Origin of the sequence: Pseudomonas sp. yb_5 (assembly GCF_043103865.1) — a bacterium.
Classification (GTDB): Bacteria; Pseudomonadota; Gammaproteobacteria; order Pseudomonadales; family Pseudomonadaceae; genus Aquipseudomonas; species Aquipseudomonas putida_Y.
This window is the reverse complement of sequence record NZ_JBICKE010000051.1, coordinates 14,511-29,242: the sequence shown is the minus strand read 5'-3', so window position 1 is coordinate 29,242 and position 14,732 is coordinate 14,511. Positions and strand designations below refer to the sequence as shown.

Annotated in this window: 13 protein-coding genes and 1 pseudogene; 7 read left to right on the top strand and 7 right to left on the bottom strand. The window is 61.2% G+C overall.

What is annotated here, in order from left to right:
• Positions 1–245: 245 nt before the first annotated feature.
• The 6 genes and pseudogenes from ACF8GF_RS06380 to ACF8GF_RS06355 all read left to right on the top strand — a co-directional run bounded on the left by ACF8GF_RS06380 (position 246) and on the right by ACF8GF_RS06355 (position 9,547).
• Positions 246–2,741: a CoA transferase gene (locus ACF8GF_RS06380; protein WP_392519717.1), complete on the top strand. Its 2,496-nt coding sequence runs from the start codon at positions 246–248 to the stop codon at positions 2,739–2,741.
• A 258-nt stretch (positions 2,742–2,999) separates the two neighbouring features.
• The gene (locus ACF8GF_RS06375) at positions 3,000–4,646 is read left to right on the top strand and encodes a BCCT family transporter (protein WP_392519716.1); all 1,647 of its coding nucleotides are present in this window, start codon (positions 3,000–3,002) and stop codon (positions 4,644–4,646) included.
• 115 nt (positions 4,647–4,761) lie between these two features.
• Complete coding sequence (locus tag ACF8GF_RS06370) at positions 4,762–5,919, top strand: iron-containing alcohol dehydrogenase (protein ID WP_392519715.1); 1,158 nt, start codon at positions 4,762–4,764, stop codon at positions 5,917–5,919.
• Between the two features lie 66 nt (positions 5,920–5,985).
• On the top strand, positions 5,986–7,482 hold the full coding sequence (locus ACF8GF_RS06365) for a CoA-acylating methylmalonate-semialdehyde dehydrogenase (protein ID WP_392519714.1): 1,497 nt from the start codon (positions 5,986–5,988) through the stop codon (positions 7,480–7,482).
• Between the two features lie 97 nt (positions 7,483–7,579).
• A pseudogene (locus tag ACF8GF_RS06360) lies at positions 7,580–8,686 on the top strand (cache domain-containing protein); the annotation flags it as partial.
• Between the two features lie 15 nt (positions 8,687–8,701).
• Positions 8,702–9,547, top strand: coding sequence for a methyl-accepting chemotaxis protein (locus ACF8GF_RS06355; protein WP_371923283.1), 846 nt, complete (start codon positions 8,702–8,704; stop codon positions 9,545–9,547).
• 378 nt (positions 9,548–9,925) lie between these two features.
• On the opposite strand, the gene ACF8GF_RS06350 is transcribed toward ACF8GF_RS06355, so the two are convergent.
• Positions 9,926–10,222: a helix-turn-helix domain-containing protein gene (locus ACF8GF_RS06350; protein WP_392519713.1), complete on the bottom strand. Its 297-nt coding sequence runs from the start codon at positions 10,220–10,222 to the stop codon at positions 9,926–9,928.
• Between the two features lie 278 nt (positions 10,223–10,500).
• On the opposite strand from ACF8GF_RS06350, the gene ACF8GF_RS06345 reads away from it, so the two are divergent.
• Positions 10,501–10,752: a helix-turn-helix transcriptional regulator gene (locus ACF8GF_RS06345; RefSeq protein WP_392519712.1), complete on the top strand. Its 252-nt coding sequence runs from the start codon at positions 10,501–10,503 to the stop codon at positions 10,750–10,752.
• Between the two features lie 107 nt (positions 10,753–10,859).
• Here the strand turns inward: ACF8GF_RS06345 and ACF8GF_RS06340 are convergent, their stop codons facing one another.
• The 6 genes from ACF8GF_RS06340 to trbF form a co-directional block, all read right to left on the bottom strand.
• Positions 10,860–11,147 (bottom strand): HigA family addiction module antitoxin, encoded by a 288-nt coding sequence (locus tag ACF8GF_RS06340; RefSeq protein ID WP_003108490.1) that lies wholly within the window; start codon positions 11,145–11,147, stop codon positions 10,860–10,862.
• Positions 11,148–11,164: 17 nt separating this feature from the next.
• Positions 11,165–11,443, bottom strand: coding sequence for a type II toxin-antitoxin system RelE/ParE family toxin (locus tag ACF8GF_RS06335; protein WP_392519711.1), 279 nt, complete (start codon positions 11,441–11,443; stop codon positions 11,165–11,167).
• A gap of 93 nt (positions 11,444–11,536) precedes the next feature.
• Entirely contained in the window at positions 11,537–11,770 is a 234-nt protein-coding gene (locus ACF8GF_RS06330; protein ID WP_392519710.1) for a DUF2274 domain-containing protein, read from the bottom strand.
• The gene (locus ACF8GF_RS06325; RefSeq protein WP_392519709.1) at positions 11,767–13,029 is read right to left on the bottom strand and encodes a TrbI/VirB10 family protein; all 1,263 of its coding nucleotides are present in this window, start codon (positions 13,027–13,029) and stop codon (positions 11,767–11,769) included. The genes ACF8GF_RS06330 and ACF8GF_RS06325 overlap by 4 nt, the downstream gene beginning before the upstream one ends.
• Positions 13,030–13,031: 2 nt before the next feature.
• Positions 13,032–14,018, bottom strand: coding sequence for a P-type conjugative transfer protein TrbG (gene trbG, locus ACF8GF_RS06320; protein WP_392519708.1), 987 nt, complete (start codon positions 14,016–14,018; stop codon positions 13,032–13,034).
• A complete protein-coding gene (gene trbF, locus ACF8GF_RS06315; protein WP_392519707.1) occupies positions 14,015–14,722 on the bottom strand; it encodes a conjugal transfer protein TrbF in 708 nt (235 codons plus the stop codon). The genes trbG and trbF overlap by 4 nt, the downstream gene beginning before the upstream one ends.
• Positions 14,723–14,732 lie beyond the last annotated feature (10 nt).

The window sequence follows — 14,732 nt, the reverse complement described above, 5'->3', positions numbered from 1 at the left end:
CGCCGGATCCTGCTCCAGGATCCGGACCTCTGAGCCTGCTTATCAATAAGCAGGCTTATGCAGCCATAAAAAAAATCGTGTCTTAGGGTTTTTTTTTATTGCTTTTCGCCTTCCTGCATTTTTCCCAAAGTAGCGCTCCAAGTCGTCTCCAAATCCCATCAGCAAGGCAGGGGAGAGGTGCGTCGACGATTACTCACAACAACAAAAGCCTGCACTGCAGCGGGCTTTGCAAGCGATGGTGAATCATGGGACAGCTCAGCCAACTCCCCCTCAATGGCGTAAAAGTCATCGACTTCGGTCAGTACATCGCCGGGCCTGCCGTGGCCATGATCCTCGCGGATCTCGGTGCGACGGTCATTCATGTCGATCCGCCCAGCGGGCCGCTGTGGGACAGTCCGGCCAACGCCGTGCTCAACCGCAACAAGCATTGCCTGCAGCTCGACCTGAAGTCCGCCCAGGGCCTGCAGGAAGCCAAGGCGCTGATCGCCAGCGCCGACATCCTGATCGAGAACTTCCGCCCGGGCGTCATGCAGCGCTTGGGGCTGGATTTCACCGAGTTGCGCCGTCAGCGCCCAGAACTGATCACCCTGTCCATCCCGGGTTTTGCCAGCAATGACGAGCTGCGCCGCGACTGGCGGGCCTTCGAGTCGATCATTGCCTCGGCCTCCGGGGTGTTCACCGACATGGGCCAGAACCGCGTGCTGATGGGGATCAACCCGAGCTTCTCGCCGCTGCCGCTGGCTTCGTCCTACGGCACCATGCTGGCCGTATCGGCTGTGGTGCTGGCTCTGCAGGCCCGGCAGCGCAGCGGGCAGGGTGATGAAATCGAGGTGCCGCTGGCTTCCGCTGTCATGGAGGGCCTGTCGTACAACTCGATCAAGATTGATGGCTATCCGCTCCGCTACAAGACGCTGCGTGAGAAGGAAATCGAGCGCCGCCGCGCCGAGAACCTGCCGATGAACCTCAGCTACGAGGATCTGCAGGAATACCTCGATCCGTTCTACCGCACCTATGAATGCGCCGATGGCCGCAAGTTCTATGCGGTCTGCCCGTCACACCGCTCCCACGCCAAGCGTTGCCTGCAGGCCATGGGCCTGTATGAGGAAATGCTCGCGGCCGGCCTGCCCAAGGTCGAAGACCCCTATCTGCCGATGTCGCAGTGGGAGGGCGACGCCTCGCTGGGTGTTTACCCGCTGCCGGCACATTGGGCTCAACGTATTTCGGCGCGCATGAAGGAAGTATTCCTCACCAAGACTGCTGCCGAATGGGAGAAGATTTTCGGTGAGGGCCAGTTCCCGGGCGCACCGCATCGCTCCACTCAGGAATGGCTGCATGACGAACACGCCAATACTGCTGGCCTGGTGGTCGAGGTTGATGATCCTCAATACGGCAAGATGAAGCAGCCGGGCGCGATCAGTTGGTTGGAAGACAGCGCGGCGATGATGTTGGCCCCCAACCCGCGTCGCACGGTGAGTATCAAGGAAGCCCTCGCGACGCTGGCCGAGTGTGCCTCGCCAGCGCTTCCTGCTCCAGCCGAAAAAGCCGCTGGCTGGCTGGAAGGCGTACGTGTTCTTGACCTGACTAACGTCATCGCAGGACCTCACTCGGCTTCGTTCCTGGGGCGCTTCGGCGCTGATGTGATCAAACTCGATCCGGCCACCCCAAACTACGATCCGTGGAACACCGTTGTCTTCGGTATGTCCTCGGCGCGTGGCAAGCAGAGCATCCTGGTCGATCTGAACCAGGTCGATGGTCGCGAGGTGTTCAACACTCTGGTGCGTTCGGTGGACGTCATTGTGATGAACGCCCCCGATCGACAGCTGGCGCCCCTGGGCCTCGACGAGGCCAGCCTGCAGGCGGTGAATCCGGGCGTGATCTTCTGCCAGCTGGACTGCTTCGGCGGCCCGCGTCGTGGCCCTCGCACCGATTATCTGGGCTATGACGACCTGATCCAGGCCACCACCGGCATCATGCTGCGTTTCGGCGGCGGTATGGAAACGCCGGAAGAGCACGCCCACGTAGGCACCATTGATGTCATGTGTGGCTTTGCCGCCGCGCTAGGTGTCGCCTCCGCGCTGTACCGCAAAGCGGCAACCGGGCAGGTAAGTCGTGCACGCACCTCCCTGGCATCGCTGGGCAACCTGGTACAGCTTCCCTTCTGCTTCGACTATGCGGGCAGGGGCCCCTTCAATGAGCCCTCCGGCCGCGATGCCGTCGGCTACAGCGACCTGTCGCGTTTCTATCGTACCGCTGACCACTGGTTGTACCTGGACAGCAACGAGAGCGAACTGGAGAGTCTGGAGCGCGTGGACGGTCTGGTTGGCATCAGTGCCGCCACTGATCGTGCGGCCTTCCTCAGTCATGCCCTGGCCTCGGAGACGGCTGCAACCTGGCAGGGGCGATTGCACGCCGCCGATATCGCAGCAGTGGCGCCGGACAACCTCGACAGCCTGCGCAAACGCTACAGCCGTCCGGCCGATGGACGTCCTGGCACCGACAATGGCAGCTATTCGTTCAGCATCTATGCCGATCATCCGAGTGGCCATTGCGTCACTCAGCTCGATCCCTACGCGATCCGCCCGCGCCGTGCGCCCATCCGTGCTCTGTCTCCGGCTGAAAAGTTCGGTGCCTCGACTCGCCGCGTGCTGCAGGAGTTCGGTTACAGCCAAGCCCAGATCGATGCGCTGATCGAGCGCAACTGCATCAGCGAAAGCTGGAGCGAGGAGTACCTGCCGAGCTGACCGCCCGGCATCAGTCGTCGCCCCTGCATGCCGCTGCCCGGCCCTGCGGGGCGATTCCCCCGAAGCGACCTTGTGAGAAGCACCATGAATAACAAATACAAGAAAGCTACACCCGATGTTCATCGCCATCTCTTTGACCGGCAGCGCTTCCGCGCCGAGTGATACGACGGATAACCCGCATTCCGTTTCCGCGCATTACGGCCCCGGCAGCTATTCAGAGCATGTCGCCGTGGCCCGCCAAAAGAGGATTTTCCCGCGATGAGCAATATCAACCACGGCTCGGCCCTAGACGGCCGGGTATTCTGGCCCTCGATTGCCGTCATTCTCGGCATCACCATTCCCCTGGTCCTGTTTCCTGAGTCTGGAAACCTGATCATCAAGCAGCTGTTCGGCTTCGCTACCGGTAATTTCGGCTGGCTCTATCTGCTTGCCGGCCTCGGCGCGGTCGTGTTTCTGTTGTGGCTCGCGCTGGGTCGCTATGGCCAGGTTCGCCTTGGCCGCGCCGAGGATCTACCTGAGTTTTCCTACTTCAGCTGGGTGGCCATGATTTTCTGTGGCGGCATCGGTATCGCCATTGCCAACTGGGCCTGGGTCGAGCCGATCTACTACTTCGATGGCCCACCACGAGGGCTCGCTGCTCACGGCAAGGAGGCTGCCGAGTGGGCGTTGGCTTATGGACAGTTCCACTGGGGCCTGACTCCCTGGGCCTTCTACTGCCTGCCGGCGATTCCTATCGCCTATTCCATGTACGTTCGCCGCCAGCCTGGCGTCCGTCTTTCGGTGGCTGCGCGAGGACTGCTGGGCGACAAGGCCAACGGTTGGCTCGGGATTCTGCTCGATACGGTGGTGGTCTTCGGCATCGTCGGTGGCGTGGGAACCTCGCTTGGCCTGGCTGTACCGCTGGTATCGACCCTGGCCTCGGACGTGATCGGCCTGCAGCCGTCGTTCGGTTTCGACATGCTGATTCTCGGCCTGTGGACCGCGCTGTTCGGCATGAGCGTGTGGTTCGGTCTGAGCAAAGGCATCAAGTTGCTCAGTGACATCAATGTCTATCTGGCAGTCCTGCTCCTGTTGTTCGTCCTGGCCATCGGTCCGACCCTGTTCATCATCAACGGCTGGTCCAATAGCGTCGGCCTGATGATCAACAACTTCGTGCAGATGAGCCTGTGGACCGATCCGATCGCCAAAGGCAGCTTTCCCCAGGACTGGACCATCTTCTACTGGGCCTGGTGGATCGCCTATGCACCCATGATGGGGCTGTTCGTCGCGCGCATCTCCCGAGGCCGCACCATCAGAGAGTTGGTGTTTGCTGAACTGATCTGGGGCAGCTTGGGCTGCTGGGTGTTCTTTGCGGTGTGGGGTGGCTACGCCCTTGACCTGCAGCTCTCGGGGACGCTGGATGTCAGCGCCATTCTCAACCAGCAGGGCATTCCAGCCACTGTCCTAGCGATACTGAAGACGATGCCTCTGGCCGATTGGGTCATAACCGGCTTCGTTCTGCTGTGCTTCGTCTTTCTGGCCACGACGCTGGACTCAGCGGCCTACGTGCTGGCATCGGTCACTTCGCGCGAGCTGTCCGGTTATGAGGAGCCGCGCCGCTGGATTCGCATCACTTGGGCTCTGCTCCTGGCAGTCGTCGGCATCGGCCTGATCAAGGTGGGGGGGCTCAAGGCGGTGCAGACGTCCACCATCATCGTCGCGCTGCCACTGATTCCGGTACTGGGTGTCCTGGCCTGGTCGCTGCTGCGCATGCTCGATCAGGACTTCGGCAAGCGCCTGAGTTCGCCGACGCTGGTCGTCGACAGCACGATCCCGACTGCTCCGCGCGGGCCGGCGCAGGGGAGTCCCGATTATTCCTATGGCGCAGCGCCCAATCCTGCTGCGCCGATGAGTTCCGCCCAATAGCGTAGGTACCGCGCGCCGTCGCAGACCGCGCTACGCCAAACAGTTCCTAGACAACGCATGGGATGGCCTTGCTGGTCCCAGGGGCCTTCTCATGCCTACACAACCTGGAGTGCACATGACCAATCAAGTGATACTGCCCCGCATCATGCAGTTAGGTGCCGGTGCCAGCGAGGCCATCCCGAACGTGCTAAGCAGTCTTGGCTGTTCACGCCCGCTGCTGATTACCGACAAGATGATGGTTCAACTTGGCTACGCAACGCGTACTCAGGACACGTTGGCCGCCAGTGGGCTCAAGGCGGACATCTTCGCTGACACCGTTCCCGAACCCACAGTCGCGTCGATTCAGGCCGGTGTGGATATGGCGCGCGCTGGCGATTACGACAGCATCATCGCCCTGGGCGGTGGCAGCCCAATCGACAGCGCCAAGGCCATTGGCATCTTGGCCAAGCTGGGCGGGCAAATGCGCGACTACAAGTTCCCGCGTAACGTCACCGAGACCGGGCTGCCGATCATCGCGGTGCCGACCACCGCCGGTACCGGCTCGGAGGTGACCCGTTTCACCATCATCACCGATGAGCAGAACGACGAGAAAATGCTCTGCGTCGGCATCGGCTTCATGCCTGTCGCAGCACTGGTCGACTACAGCCTGACCCTCAGCCTGCCAGCACGTGTGACGGCCGACACCGGTCTCGATGCCCTGACTCACGCTATCGAGGCGTATGTCAGTCAGAAGGCCAACCTCTATAGCGACAGCCAGGCCCTGGCAGCGATGCGCCTGATCGGACCGAATCTGCGCCGGGTCTACCATGACGGCTCCGACCAGGTGGCGCGCGAAGCCATGATGCTGGGCTCGACGCTCGCCGGCGTCGCCTTCTCCAGTGCCTCGGTGGCGCTGGTGCACGGCATGAGCCGTCCGATCGGCGCCTTCTTCCATGTGCCGCATGGCCTGTCGAACGCCATGTTGCTGCCCTGCGTGACGGCTTTCTCCATCCCTGCCGCTGCCGAGCGCTACGCCGATTGTGCGCGGGCCATGGGGGTCGCCAGCGAACAGGACAGCACCGAGCAGGCCAACGCCAAGCTGCTCAGTGAACTGCAGGCGCTCAATGACGAGCTGCAGGTGCCGACACCGGAGCAGTTCGGTATCAACCGCGAGCGTTTTTTCGAGCTGATGCCGACGATGGCGCAGCAGGCGCTCGCCTCGGGGTCACCGGGTAACAACCCTCGTGTGCCCACGGTTGAGCAAATGGTCGAGCTCTACAGCAGCCTTTGGTAACCCTTCCTCTTTCAACGTTCAGGCAGTGCTCTTTCGCCCTGCCAACCACTCTCTAGGAGTCACCCGATGAACACAGTAGGACACCTGATCAACGGCCAGATCGTCAGCGACGCTGCTCGTCTGCAGGACGTGTACAACCCCTCCACCGGCGAAGTCAGCAAGCAAGTGGCGCTGGCGTCCACGGCCACCGTCGAGCAGGCCATTGTCGCTGCCGAGGCCGCTTTCCCGGAGTGGCGCAATACGCCGCCGATCAAGCGTGCGCGGATCATGTTCCGCTTCAAGGAACTGCTGGAGCAGAACGCCGACCGTATCGCCCAGATGATCGGCGAGGAGCACGGTAAGATTTCCCATGACGCGTTGGGTGAACTGCAGCGCGGCATCGAGAACGTCGAATACGCCTGCGGTGCCCCCGAGCTGCTCAAGGGCGAGCACAGCAAGAACGTCGGCCCGAACATCGACTCCTGGAGCGAGTTCCAGCCGTTGGGCGTGGTCGCCGGTATCACCCCGTTCAACTTCCCGGTGATGGTGCCGCTGTGGATGTTCCCGATGGCCATTGTCTGTGGCAACTGCTTCATCCTCAAGCCGTCCGAGCGTGACCCCAGCTCCACCCTGTTCATCGCGCAACTGTTGCAGGAGGCTGGCCTGCCGAAGGGCGTGATGAACGTCGTCAACGGTGACAAGGAAGCGGTCGACGTGCTGCTGCGCGATCCGCGCATCCAGGCGGTCAGCTTCGTTGGTTCGACTCCGATCGCCGAGTACATCTACAAGACCGCGAATGCCAACGGCAAGCGCTGCCAGGCCCTGGGCGGCGCCAAGAACCACGCTATCGTGATGCCCGACGCGGACATGGACAACGCCGTCAGCCAATTGCTGGGTGCAGCCTTCGGCTCCTCCGGTGAGCGTTGCATGGCACTGTCCGTTGCCGTTGCGGTGGGTGATGCCGCTGCCGACGCGCTGATCGAGAAGATGCAGGCTGCCATGCAGTCGCTGAAGGTCGGTGCCTACTCGGACAAGAACAACGACTTCGGCCCGGTGATCACCAAGGCCCATCAACAGAAGGTCGTTGGCTACATCAACAGTGCCGAAGAGCAGGGTGCGACCATCGTGGTCGACGGCCGCAAGCCGCAGGTCGCGGGCTACGAAAACGGCTTCTTCGTTGGCGGTACGCTGATCGATGGCGTGAAGCCGGACATGCTCAGCTACAAGGAAGAGATCTTCGGCCCGGTGCTGCAGGTCGTGCGGGTGGACAGCATGCAGGCTGCAATGGATCTGATCGATGCTCACGAGTACGGCAACGGCACCTGTATCTTCACCCGTGATGGCGAGGCTGCACGTTACTTCTCCGACAACATCAAGGTCGGCATGGTCGGTATCAACGTACCGCTGCCGGTGCCGGTGGCCTATCACAGCTTCGGCGGCTGGAAACGTTCGCTGTTCGGTGACCTGCACGCCTATGGCCCGGATGCCGTTCGCTTCTACACCAAGCGCAAGACCGTTACTCAGCGCTGGCCGTCGGCAGGAGTGCGGGAGAGTGTCTCGTTCTCCATGCCAACGATGAAGTGATTCCGCTCTCCTTATCTTTATTGTTGCTGCGCCCCTGACAGCGGGCGCAGTATTCAAGTGCTCCTACGTTTATGCAGTCCTAGTGAGGCCTGAAACAATGAAGATCAGATCCAAGCTGCTGGTGAGTTTTCTGGTTGCAACGCTGATCCCGGTCCTGATCGTGGCGTTGCTGACTATCCGCAATGTCACGGAACAGGCCAGAGAGAATTTTCTGCTATCGAGCAGCCTGGACATGAAACTGGTGAACAGCAGTTTCACCACCTTTTTCGACTCGGTGGGCTACACCGTCTCGGCCTTGGCAGAATACCCGGCAGTCAGGGATGCCGACGGCGGTGCACTGAGTACCTACTTCGCCGAGGCGCACAAGCCTGGCGAGGTCGCCACGGCCAACGGCGGGCGCGAGAAGCAGATCTTCGATTACTTCTCCAGTATCGGTGAGAGCAACCCAACGCTTGGCTACGTCTACATGAGCGATACCCAGGGTGGCTACGTGGAGTGGCCGGGTACCGGCGACTACGGCGACTGGGACCCGCGCAAGCGCGAGTGGTACACCAAGGGCCGTGACGCCAACTTCACGCTGGCTCGTCGTGACGGCTACTACTGGGAACCGGACGACGCGGTCTATGTATCGGTGCTCAAGGGCTTCAAGGATAACGCCGGGGCGTTCTCCGGGGTCGTGGCGGTGGACGTATCGCTCAAGGCGCTGACGGAGATGGCGCAGAAGGTACGCTTCGGCGAAACCGGTTTTCTGATGGTGGCGGAGGGGAGTGGCACCCTGCTCGTGGATGGTCATCAGCCGGACAACAACTTCAAGAAAATCAGCGAGCTGCCGGGTGAGTACTTTGCAACTATCGCCAAGACCGACAATGGCCTGGTCGAGTTGGATATCGACGGCGTCGCCTACATGGCCAATGTCTATACGTCACCTGAGCTGGGCTGGAAGTTCGTTGGCCTGAAGCAGGCGGACGAGGTATATGCCAGTGCCCGCGAGCTGACCTGGTTGACCCTTGGGGTTTGCATCGTACTGGTCGCGCTGTTCGGTATCGCCGGGGTGATCATCGCCCAGCGGATCGCCAATCCGATCAACCTGGTGACAGGTGGACTGCGCGTCATCGCGCAGGGGGAAGGGGACCTGACTCGCCGCCTGGCGCGCCTCAGCTCGGACGAAACCGGGGAACTGGCCAGCTGGTTCAATCAGTTCATCGAGTCCATCCAGGGCATGATCCGGGTGATCAAGGACAATGCCGTCAGAATGGATGGCGTCTCCAGTGAGACCAGCAAGCGCACTACCGCGATGTCCGCCACGCTGCAGAGCCAGTTGAGTTCGGTGGAGCAGATCGTCACGGCCGTCACCGAGATGTCCTCGGCCGCCAATGAAGTGGCGAAAACCTGTGTGCAGACCGCCGACGTCTCGGAGCAGGGGTTGGCGGCCACGCGCAATGGCAAGGAGGTCATCGCGCGCAGCACGTCGGGGGTCAACAAGCTCGGCAGCAGCATCCAGAGTTCCAGCAAGGTGATTCAGGAGCTGGAGAAGGAAACGGTCAATATCAACAATATCCTCTCGACCATTCAGCAGATCGCCGAGCAGACCAACCTGCTGGCGCTGAACGCGGCCATCGAGGCGGCCCGGGCGGGTGAGCAGGGGAGAGGGTTTGCAGTCGTCGCCGATGAGGTGCGTCATCTTGCCAAGCGCACCCAGGACTCCACCGGGGAGATCAACCATATCCTCAACCTCCTGGTCAGCCGAATCAAGGAAGTGACGGTGAGCATGAATCAGAGCCTGGTCGAGTCGGAGGGCGCCATCAGGTCGTCCGAGGAGGTGCTGGCGGCTTTCGAAAGCATCGAAGGCAAGGTGCAGATGATCCGCGACATGACCATGCAGATTGCGACCGCCACCGAGGAACAGCATCTGGTCACCGAGGAGATCAACCAGAACATCGTGACCATCAACGATGCGGTTGCGCAGATCTCGGCTCAGGCTGCCGAGGTCGAGAGCTACGCCGAAGAGCAAAGCGCGCTGAGCAGTGAGCTGAAGACGCTGGTCGGGCGTTTCCGTACGGATTGAGACGCGCGGGCAACGGTGTCTCGCCTCGATCATCCTGGCGCAGTGCTGTCCGGCCTGAGCTGCCTGCGCCAGCTGGTGTTCAGACGACCGCACACAGCGTTGGATTACAGAACGACGCGTCAGGCAAGGTCATGGTGGCTCGGGCAACTGTCCGCTTCTGGCCGGTAGCTGCCTGTCGCGACCGGCAGCTTGGGGTCGACTTCGGCCGCTCGTCACTACAGCGTGTATTGGTCAAGCCGCATGCAATCGGGTGGTCAATACGAATGCAATTGCCTGGTAAGCTGGGATGCAATTCGGTGGTCAAGTCAGTGCTATTTCGCAACGCCCGTGACGCTGACCGGTGTGGCTGCGAGCAATACCTACAAGTATTGATGGATTTTATCGGCGCCCCCGGGTGCGTCCTGTTTGTTTGATTTCTTCAAGCGAGGCAGGTTGTTCATGCTTGAACAGTTCAGCGATTTGGCGTGTGGCACCAAGTGCTGTAGCGATGAGAACCAGAGCATCAAGGGTGATCTGACCATTGGACTCGAACCGCTTAATGGTCGATTCGGAAATACCCACCATCTTCGCCAAGGACTTGCGGGAGAGGTTCTGTGCGAGTCGCGCTTCTCGAGCGTTGGCACCGATCTTCTGGACTAGTTCGCCTGGAGCGAGCAGAGAATGGATTAGGGCCAAGGTAAGACCTTATTTAATGGTTCACTTCTGATACATTATGCGCCATAAAGCACTTTAATAGTTCAAATATGGCCTTTTGTATTTTGCTGGCCTGGATTGCTCTAGGCGGAGATCGTATGCCCATGATCCTCATGCGTAAGCGGATTGCGTTGTCATAAGTCTGAGCTAGGCATCAATCTGATGAATGCATCGATTCTTGGATTTATTAGCTCGCTGTATTTGATTTTTGCAGGTTCGGTATACGATACATTCAGCCTAATTTGTCTCGTATACGGAACATGGACTACTCCCTAATCACACTTCGACTTGGTGAGCAGCTTCGGCAGCGCCGTCTGAATTGTGGGTTGACACAGGCAGCGCTCGCTTCCCTTGCGGGCATCACCCGTCAGAAGGTTATCGCCATGGAGAAGGGCGACCTCTCAGTGGGGATGATTGCCTATGCGGGAGTACTGGCCGCCCTCGACTCTGAACTCAATGTGGTGCCGGCAGCCATGCCCACTCTGGACGAAATCCATGGAGTATTCGACTAATGATGCTGCAGGTTGCAACGCCTGAAGGTGCCTCTGGGAGGATTCTTACCAGTGGCACTGACTACCTGTTCCGCTGCCACGAGGACGCCAAGGCCCAGGCTACGGAACTAAGCAATCGCAGCAAAGCGCTCGATGTGCGGCTGTTCGCGATGCCTGGCTTGCCAAAGGTCGTAGTCGGCTTGCACTCCGAGCCAGGTGCGAGCTTTGCCGATGCCGGCCAATTCTAGGCGAACAGCCAAATCCGGACTGACCGGCGCATGGCCGTGCAAGATGCGAGACAGGGACTCCCGCGCGAAGCCAAGGCGGCGGGCAAGTTCGGCAATGCTGATGCCCAGTTCGGGGAGCACGTCCTCAAGCAGGGTTTCACCAGGATGCGGTGGGTTGAACATGGTCATGGATAACCCCCTCCTGTTTAGTGGTAGTCAAGGTAGTCGACGAGCTCGATGTCGCTACCCACGAATCGAAAGATCACTCGCCAGTTTCCATTGACGGTGAGCGGCCAGAACTCTTCCAGTTTCCCTCTGAGGGGAAGTAGCCGCCAACCGGGGATGTCGAGGTCGGCGGGTTCATTGGCTCTATCCATAAAACTCAGCATTCGGCCCAGGCGCTTTGCGTGGTCGGCCCGGATGCCTTTGGTTGAGCCAGATTCAAAGAAAATGCATAGACCTTTGTGCCGGAAGCTTACGATCATGGTAATAAGTGTGATGTATTAGGTCACGGTTTTCAACCGTGTGTGGGTTTTCTGCCGTTGTCATCACGGCAGCTGGGAGGGGGGGCAGGCTTATCAATTGCCGCTGCAAGATTGTGTATTTGTTCTCCTGAACACCCGATCCCTCGCCATGAAGGCCTTCAGCATGTGCGGAATGAGCGTCAGGGCGTCGACTTCTTCACCGTAGGTCTGTGAGTGCAGTGCCGCGTAGCGCTCAAGGTCGGCCTTCAGGCTGGCGGGGCAGGTGAAGGTCAGCTTTATGTTTTCGGTTTTCGGCAGTGGGCCGAGACGCAGCTTGGTCGTGCTCATTGCAGGTTCCTCTGTTGAGTGGAGAAAGGCTGATAGGGACGCAGCACCAGATCGCGGTTTACGATCACGCGTAGGGTTAGGCCAGGGCGCTGGGTCAACGTGGGCTGGATATCGAGGTTACGGCGGGTGACCTCCTGGCCGACCTGATTCACCGTGTCCTGCAGGCTGTCGCGCCCGGCGATGATGATGCGGTCGCCATCGGTGCGACTGGTCGGTGCGGCCAACTCGGCACCGATACCCAGCAGGCTGGTCATGGCTGCGCCGGCGACGATCCGATCCCAGTGCCAGTCGACGCCATCCTCGAGACCGGCATAGCCGGCGGCGTCGGTACCCACCAGATTGTCGAGCTGGAAGGACGAGGTGTCCGGCAGGATCACTCGCTGCCACACCACCTGCACGCGGCTTTGTCCGTAGCTCACCTGGCTGTTGTAGCGGCCCAGCAGGCGCGAGTCCTGGGGAATCAGTACGTGGTCACCGGTGGCACTGTCGTAGACCGGCTCGGTCACTGTGGCGATCACGTCGCCGGGTAGATCCGACTTGATGCCGGTTACCAGTGCTGCCGGGATGACGGTACCGGCCATCACCTGGTAAGGCGACTCAGGCATCTGCAGCAATCCGGAATTACGGATTTGTGCGTTTACGGATTTACTGAGAAACGCCTCGTTCCGCTCCTGCTGCGTTGGTGTTCCTGCGGCGGCTACTGCGCCTGACGAAACCATACCCAGAGCCGGGGACTCGAGTTGAGCGCCACCACCAGATGCGACGTTCGATTTCCGCGGGCTGCTGGTCTGGAAAAACACCGAGGACTGCGCGGCTTCCTCAGCTTCCTTGAGCAGGGCAAGGCGCTCAGCTTCGGCGGTATCTGACCCATGTCCATAACCTTGCGCCTGCTGCTCCGCCCTGAGGATTGGCCCGCCCAGATCGCCGGGCAGCGGTGGGCCCAGTTGCGGTACCTCGGGTGCAGGGGGAGGCGGCAGCTGCGAGTAGTCTGCCGGTAACTGCTCCAGCCCCTCGGAGCGTGCCACGCGGTCGACGTTGTATAGCTCGTTCGGCTCGGCGCCCGGGCGGCGCTGCTGCGGCTGAAGCGACCACAGCATGGCTCCGAGTACCGCGGCCGATAGACCGCCCACCACTGCCGCCAGCATGCGCGGGTTGAGGCGGGTAACCGGGCGCGGCTTGGCGCGCAGTTCCAACGACTCCGGCGCCTCCTTGGGCGGTAGCGAGGTTGCTGCGGCTTGATTGTCGTTCTTGGCCGTCATGCTCATGGCCTCCGTGCCACGCCGTCGGTGCGCTCGATCCGCACCACGTCACCCTTGTCGGCGCCCAAGCGCAGCTCGGCCGCGCCGAACAGGCGGTCGACGATGTAGTAGGGCGAGCGGAAACGATAGTTGACCAGCTGTCCGTCACCTTCGGGGCCAATTACGAACAGCGGCGGCAGCTCGCCTTGGGCGATACCGGCGGGGAACTGGATATACACCTTGCGGCCGTCATCGAAGGCACGTAGCGGCTTCCAGGGTGGATTGCTGCCGCTGATTGCATAACGAAAGCGCAGCTGCTCCAGCGCCAGGGCGGCATCCACCGGCGCCGCAGCCTGGGCTTCACTGGCGCGGCGTTGCAGGGCGAGCATGCGATCCTTCGGATAGTCCCAGGACACCGACGCCATCCAAGCCTGCTCGGTGGAACTCAGCTCGATCAGGTAGGTGCGGCGCGTGGTGGTGATCACCAAGTTGGTCTTGAGGTCGACCCGCGTCGGTTTGATAAGCACGCTGGTGCGCAACTCATCGCCGCTGCCGCTGGTGGTGTCACCGACGATCCAGCGCACGGTGTCGCCAGCGGCCACGGTGACAAGTTCCTCGCCGGGCTGCAGGTTGATCGCCGTCAACCGACCCGGGCTCGCATACACCTGATACAACGCGCCATCGGAGTAGGGCCAGACCTGGATGGCATTGATATAGCCTTCCCGGGTCGGCGCGACCCGAGCCTCGCGATTGGCACGCGAGACCCGCACGCGCTCATCGGTCGGTTCCTTGGCCGGCTTACTGCGCTGAGTTTCCGGCAATGGCTTGAGCTGGGCGGGCAGGGCCAGGGGCTTGGGTATTTCCACCACTTCGATGGGCTTGGGCGGCTCCGGCAGGCGCTGCGCTTCTACCGGTTCTTCCAGTGCGATCACTGGCGGTTCCTGGCTGGCGCAGCCGGCCAGCACGCTCAGCAACAGAGGGCATATACAGAGGTTAAGGGAGGTTTTCATGGTTTCTTGGCTCCTTCCGTAGTGTCCAGTTCACGGCTCCAGGACAGGCCGTTGACGTAGATGCCGAGCGGGTTGCGGCGCAGCTTTTCCTCGGTACGTGGAGGCTGCAGCACCAGTGAGATCACCGCGGTCCAGCGCTCCAGGCCGGCGGCTGCACCATTCACGAAACGACGTTCGATCCAGCGCACCTGGAACGATCTGTCGCTGGCACGCACCACGCTGGTGACTTCCACCGATACCGACTCCTTGCCGACCCGGGTGAAGGGATCGTTGGCGCGGGCATAGTCGTTGAGGGTGGCTGCGCCTCGGTCGGTGGTGGAGTGATAGGCTTCCAGCCAGTTCTGCCGCACCACCACCGGATCGATCGATAGCGAGCGCACCTGCTCGATAAAGTGCGCCAGGTGATGGGCGATTTGCGCATCCTGGGGCTGGTAGGGACTGGCGGCTTCGCCGACGGCGCGCACCTGGCCGAGGTTGTCGACCTCCACTACGTAGGGCGTCACCGTCGACTGCGCCGAACGCCAGACCAGTCCGCCAGCCATCAGCAGCGCCAGGCCCAGGCAACCAAAGGCCATCAGTCGCCAGTTGCGTGCCTGCGCCAGGCTGTTGCCCATGCGCAGGTCCCAGGCCTGTGCCGCGGCCTGGTAAGGGGTGACAGGTTGAGGAGTGTCGCTGTAGCGCACCCGTGGACGTCTGAATCGCATCTTCGTCCTC

What these genes read in the sequence shown, in the direction of transcription:
- ACF8GF_RS06380 (WP_392519717.1), top strand. Translation starts at nt 246, where the DNA reads ATGGGACAGCTCAGCCAACTCCCCCTCAATGGCGTAAAAGTCATCGAC.
- ACF8GF_RS06375 (WP_392519716.1), top strand. Translation starts at nt 3,000, where the DNA reads ATGAGCAATATCAACCACGGCTCGGCCCTAGACGGCCGGGTATTCTGG.
- ACF8GF_RS06370 (WP_392519715.1), top strand. Translation starts at nt 4,762, where the DNA reads ATGACCAATCAAGTGATACTGCCCCGCATCATGCAGTTAGGTGCCGGT.
- ACF8GF_RS06365 (WP_392519714.1), top strand. Translation starts at nt 5,986, where the DNA reads ATGAACACAGTAGGACACCTGATCAACGGCCAGATCGTCAGCGACGCT.
- ACF8GF_RS06355 (WP_371923283.1), top strand. Translation starts at nt 8,702, where the DNA reads ATGATCCGGGTGATCAAGGACAATGCCGTCAGAATGGATGGCGTCTCC.
- ACF8GF_RS06345 (WP_392519712.1), top strand. Translation starts at nt 10,501, where the DNA reads ATGGACTACTCCCTAATCACACTTCGACTTGGTGAGCAGCTTCGGCAG.
- ACF8GF_RS06340 (WP_003108490.1), bottom strand. Translation starts at nt 11,147, where the DNA reads ATGACCATGTTCAACCCACCGCATCCTGGTGAAACCCTGCTTGAGGAC.
- ACF8GF_RS06335 (WP_392519711.1), bottom strand. Translation starts at nt 11,443, where the DNA reads ATGATCGTAAGCTTCCGGCACAAAGGTCTATGCATTTTCTTTGAATCT.
- ACF8GF_RS06330 (WP_392519710.1), bottom strand. Translation starts at nt 11,770, where the DNA reads ATGAGCACGACCAAGCTGCGTCTCGGCCCACTGCCGAAAACCGAAAAC.
- ACF8GF_RS06325 (WP_392519709.1), bottom strand. Translation starts at nt 13,029, where the DNA reads ATGACGGCCAAGAACGACAATCAAGCCGCAGCAACCTCGCTACCGCCC.
- trbG (WP_392519708.1), bottom strand. Translation starts at nt 14,018, where the DNA reads ATGAAAACCTCCCTTAACCTCTGTATATGCCCTCTGTTGCTGAGCGTG.
- trbF (WP_392519707.1), bottom strand. Translation starts at nt 14,722, where the DNA reads ATGCGATTCAGACGTCCACGGGTGCGCTACAGCGACACTCCTCAACCT.